This is a genomic window from Crocosphaera watsonii WH 8501 (assembly GCF_000167195.1).
Lineage (GTDB): Bacteria > Cyanobacteriota > Cyanobacteriia > Cyanobacteriales > Microcystaceae > Crocosphaera > Crocosphaera watsonii.
This window is the reverse complement of record NZ_AADV02000238.1, coordinates 1-4,830: the sequence shown is the minus strand read 5'-3', so window position 1 is coordinate 4,830 and position 4,830 is coordinate 1. Positions and strand designations below refer to the sequence as shown.

Annotated in this window: 2 protein-coding genes and 1 pseudogene; 2 read left to right on the top strand and 1 reads right to left on the bottom strand. The window is 44.2% G+C overall.

Translation table 11 applies throughout. From position 1 onward, the window contains the following. Positions 1 to 328: 328 nt before the first annotated feature. Positions 329 to 1,192, top strand: a complete 864-nt coding sequence (locus CWATDRAFT_RS29765; protein WP_007308443.1) for a cyanophycinase — start codon at positions 329 to 331, stop codon at positions 1,190 to 1,192. 112 nt (positions 1,193 to 1,304) lie between these two features. Beyond that, the gene (gene cphA, locus CWATDRAFT_RS29760) at positions 1,305 to 3,923 is read left to right on the top strand and encodes a cyanophycin synthetase (RefSeq protein ID WP_007308444.1); all 2,619 of its coding nucleotides are present in this window, start codon (positions 1,305 to 1,307) and stop codon (positions 3,921 to 3,923) included. A 211-nt stretch (positions 3,924 to 4,134) separates the two neighbouring features. Here the strand turns inward: cphA and CWATDRAFT_RS29755 are convergent. Further along, positions 4,135 to 4,830: pseudogene (locus CWATDRAFT_RS29755) on the bottom strand (IS5-like element ISCwa2 family transposase); the annotation flags it as partial.

The window sequence follows — 4,830 nt, the reverse complement described above, 5'->3', positions numbered from 1 at the left end:
CACAAATGTCGGTACAATCGAGCCCCCCTAGGGTTTCCGCGTGTGTTTCCCCGAATCCGGGTGCCAGTAACAGCGTTTCCACCCACCGTTCTTACACCAGCTTACGCCGAGTAAAATCAGGAATAAGTAAGGCACCAGGTTACAGTATTCGTATAAGTTCAAAATGATATTAGTTACTGTTCGACCTAGTTAGCCGTAAATGGATAGAGAAACGGGCCAAAAATTTAGTAAGTACCAAGGGTTAACGTTGGCATAATCTGCTCCTAATCCCTATTATGACTAACAAGCGCAAACGTACCGATACTTCTTTGGCTGAAAAGATAAGATTATGTTGCAATTAGAGACTCAATCCCAACCAAGCCCCATGTCCCAACCCACAACCACGGCCATTTTAGTTATTGGTGGCGCAGAAGACAAAGTGCATGGTAAAGAAATTCTGCACACCTTTTGGTTTCGTTCCGGTGGCACCAATGCTACCATTGCCATCATTCCCTCTGCTTCGAGAGAACCGGTTTTAATCGGAGAGAGATACCAAAGTATCTTTGAAGAAATGGGGGCGAAATACGTTAAAGTTTTAGACATCCGCGATCGCGACCAAGGAAACGACCCCTATTTTAAGGAATACGTTGAGGAATGTACCGGCGTATTTATGACAGGAGGGGATCAACTAAGACTGTGTGGCTTATTGGCCGATACCCCCCTGATGGAAAGAATAAGACAACGGGTACAGCTTGGTGAAATATCTTTGGGGGGAACCAGTGCCGGGTCCGCCGTGATGGGACATCATATGATTGCCGGAGGCAGCAGTGGAGAATCTCCCAACCGAGCTTTAGTAGACATGGCCATGGGACTGGGAATTATTCCTGAGATTATTGTGGATCAGCACTTTCATAACCGCAACCGTATGTCCCGTTTATTGAGTGCCTTATCAACCCATCCCGAAAGACTCGGTATCGGTATCGATGAAGACACCTGCGCCCTATTTGAGAGAGATGGCCTAATGCGCATCGTGGGCAAGGGAACGGTGACTATTGTTGATGGTCGAGATATGAGCTACACCAACCAAGCAGACATCTCAGCTACAGAACCCTTAAGTCTCCATAACCTCAGAGTAAATATCCTCTCCCACGGAGACTGTTATCATCTCCATCAACATCAATGTATTGCCAAAATTAGTAGCCCAGTACAATAAACAAACATAAAAACTGTTCAGTGTGAACAGCTATTTCCCCTAATGAAACGAGAATATCATTAGGATATTGCTTCTGTGTCCTCAAGCGTGCTTTTTTAGAGAAACGGCGAGTATGAAAATATTAAAAACCCTGACCCTACGCGGCCCCAACTATTGGAGTATTAGGCGCAAGAAACTGATCGTTATGCGTCTGGACTTGGAGGACTTAGCAGAAAGACCCTCAAACCAAATTCCTGGCTTTTACGAAGGCTTGGTGGATATATTGCCTAGTTTGGTTGAGCATTATTGTTCTCCTGGCCATCGAGGAGGCTTCTTTGAAAGGGTGAAAAAAGGCACTTATATGGGGCATATTGTCGAACACGTTGCCCTAGAATTACAGGAATTAACTAAAATGCCCGTGGGGTTCGGTCGGACTAGAGAAACCGCTACACCAGGAATTTATAACGTCGTTTTTGAATACGTAGACGAACAAGCTGGCCGTTACGCAGGAAGGGCGGCCGTTCGTCTCTGTCAGTCCATCATCGAGACAGGAAGTTATCCCCTCAAAGAACTAGAACAAGACCTCAGCGATCTCAAAGATTTACAGGCCAATGCAGCTTTAGGACCTTCTACTCAAACCCTCGTCACCGAAGCCGAAGCGAGAAATATTCCTTGGATGCCCCTCAGTGCTAGGGCAATGGTACAGTTGGGTTATGGAGTAAACCAGAAGCGTATTCAAGCCACCATCAGCGACTATTCCGGTATTCTCGCCGTAGAATTAGCCTGTGATAAAGAAGCTACCAAAACCATCCTCCTAGATGCCGGGGTTCCCGTCCCCAGAGGCACCACCATCCAATTTTTTGAAGAACTAGAAAGTGCCATCGCCGATGTGGGGGGTTATCCCATCGTCATTAAACCCCTCGATGCTAATCATGGCCGGGGCATAACCATCGATGTTAACAGTTGGGAGGATGCAGAAGAAGCTTACGATCTCGCTAGTAAGGAGTCCAAAACTCGTTCCGTTATTGTCGAACGGTTTTATAAGGGCAGCGATCATCGTTTATTGGTGATTAACGGTAAGTTGGTGGCAGTGGCCGAACGGGTTCCAGCTAGTGTGGTGGGAGATGGTCAACATACCATCGAAGAGTTAATTGCTATAACCAACGAAGATCCTAGACGGGGAGAAGGACACGATAACGTTTTAACCAAAATTAAAGTCGATAAAACTTCCTTAGCTATACTCGATAAACAAGGATTACGTTTAGAAACTGTCTTAGATAAAGGAGAAGTCGCCTATTTACGGGCAACAGCTAACCTCAGCACCGGAGGTGTGCCCATCGATCGCACCGACGAGATCCACCCCCAAAACCTCTGGATGGCTGAACGGGTTTCTAAAATAATTGGCCTTGACATAATGGGTATTGATGTGGTAACTCCCGATATTAGCAAACCCCTACAAGAAGTGGATGGGGTGATTGTGGAAGTAAATGCAGCCCCCGGTTTTCGGATGCACGTGGCCCCCTCTCAAGGTTTATCGCGCAATGTGGCCGCTCCGGTTATGGATATGCTCTTTCCCCCGGATACCCCCAGTCGTGTCCCCATCGTCGCTATTACCGGCACCAATGGCAAGACAACTACTACCCGTCTAACCGCCCACATTTACCGTCAAACCGGTAAGGTGGTGGGTTATACCAGTACGGATGGTGTTTATATTGGGGACTATTTAGTGGAAAAAGGGGATAATACGGGGCCTTTTAGTGCAGCCATGATCTTGAAAGATCCCACCGTGGAAGTTGCTGTCTTGGAAAGTGCTAGGGGTGGTATTCTGCGATCGGGTTTGGCTTTTGATAGTTGTGATGTGGGTATTGTTTTGAACGTGGCAGCCGATCATTTGGGGTTGGGAGATATCAACACCATCGAACAAATGGCCCAGGTAAAAGGGGTTATTGCTGAGGTAGTACACCCAGACGGTCACGCGGTACTCAATGCTGATGATCCTTTGGTAGCAGCTATGGCGGAAAAAGTCAAGGGCAAAGTGGCTTATTTTTCCATGAACCCTGACAACGAAATTATTGAAAATCATTTACGTCGGGATGGTTTAGCGGCGGTTTATGAAAATGGTTATCTTTCTATTTTAGAAGGACAATTTACCCTGAGAATTGAAGAAGCGGTTAATATACCAATGACTATGGGGGGAATGGCCCCGTTTATGATTGCTAATGCTTTGGCTGCTTGTCTGGCTGCCTTTTCTCAAGGGGTGGATATCGAAGATATTAGGCAAGGGGTGAGGACTTTTACTGCTTCGGCAGAGCAAACCCCCGGACGTATGAATCTCTTTAATTTAGGAGAGCATCACGCTTTGGTGGATTATGCCCATAATCCGGCCGGTTACGAAGCTGTAGGAGAGTTTGTTAAAAACTGGCAAGGACAACGGTTAGGGGTTGTGGGGGGCCCAGGCGATCGCCGTGATGAGGATTTAGTTCTTTTAGGTCAAATTGCAGCCAGGGTGTTCGATCGCATTATTGTTAAAGAAGACGATGATAAACGAGGCCGCGATCGTGGTGAAGCTGCTGATTTGATTATTAAGGGTATTTTAAGCGAAAAGCCTCAAGCAGATTATGAAGCTATTTTGGATGAAACTGAAGCCATCAATTATGGCTTAGATAAGGTGGATAAAGGGGGTTTAGTTGTTGTCTTCCCTGAGAGTGTTACTAGGGCTATTTCTCTGATTAAACAACGAGAGTCTGTTTGAGATACTCCCCCACTAAATCTAGGTTCAATTTGAAAGGGGGAGTTTTGTTACCTTAAATAAATTAATTGTTAATGTCTTCCCAATCAGCGTTTCTATCACAGCCATTTCCATCGTTATTGGTGGTTTATTGTGGGCTGTAAATTTGATGATTAACTCTGAACTAAAATCTTTTCAAGCTAAATAGGGTTTGCTGAAAAAGTTTCTCCAAAATTTATGCCACTTTTGACCAAGAATTTTCTGACAAATCAATAAGTTTTAGCACATAAAAATTGTTTAAAGTATAATCAAAATTAATGAAAAGCGGTTTAATGAGTTTCCCTGTTCTATTATTAGTAAATAAGGACAAAAAAAGCGACAAAAACTGCCTCAGAAGTTTAGAAAGATTGACAACTAAAAATGTAATAGCAATAGATGTAATGGAGGTTTCAGGGAGTTTTGTCATCACGAGATTTAGGCTAAATCTTCGTTTAGCTTGTCCAAACTTTCCCTCAATAGCATTACGGAAGCATTCATCGGAGTGGGCTTGTTTCTTTTCTTCTTCACTGACATTTTTCGGAGGTCTTCCTAACTTCGGACCACTGATTCTTATCCCTCTTTCCTTACACCAATTTCTGTTTTCCCTAGTTCGATAAATTTTATCTACATGGACGGATTCGGGATAATAGCCAAACGTTTCTTTATACTTTTCTACTTGTTCTTTTAAATGACAAGATTCATTGAAGTTTTCCCAACTTATTTTGCCTAGAAACACATAGTTATCTACACAGCTTACTGAGAGTTTAGCTCCAAACTCTATTGGTTTTCCTGCTTTTCCCCTCACTATTGGACGAATATGCGGTTGAGTTAAACTTACAATTCTTTGAGGAACACTCTGGGTCTTATTCTCCCACATTGACTGTTGTTGTTC

Excerpts from the sequence above, each read along its gene's own strand:
- cphA (WP_007308444.1), top strand. The coding sequence starts at position 1,305 with ATGAAAATATTAAAAACCCTGACCCTACGCGGCCCCAACTATTGGAGT.
- CWATDRAFT_RS29765 (WP_007308443.1), top strand. The coding sequence starts at position 329 with ATGTTGCAATTAGAGACTCAATCCCAACCAAGCCCCATGTCCCAACCC.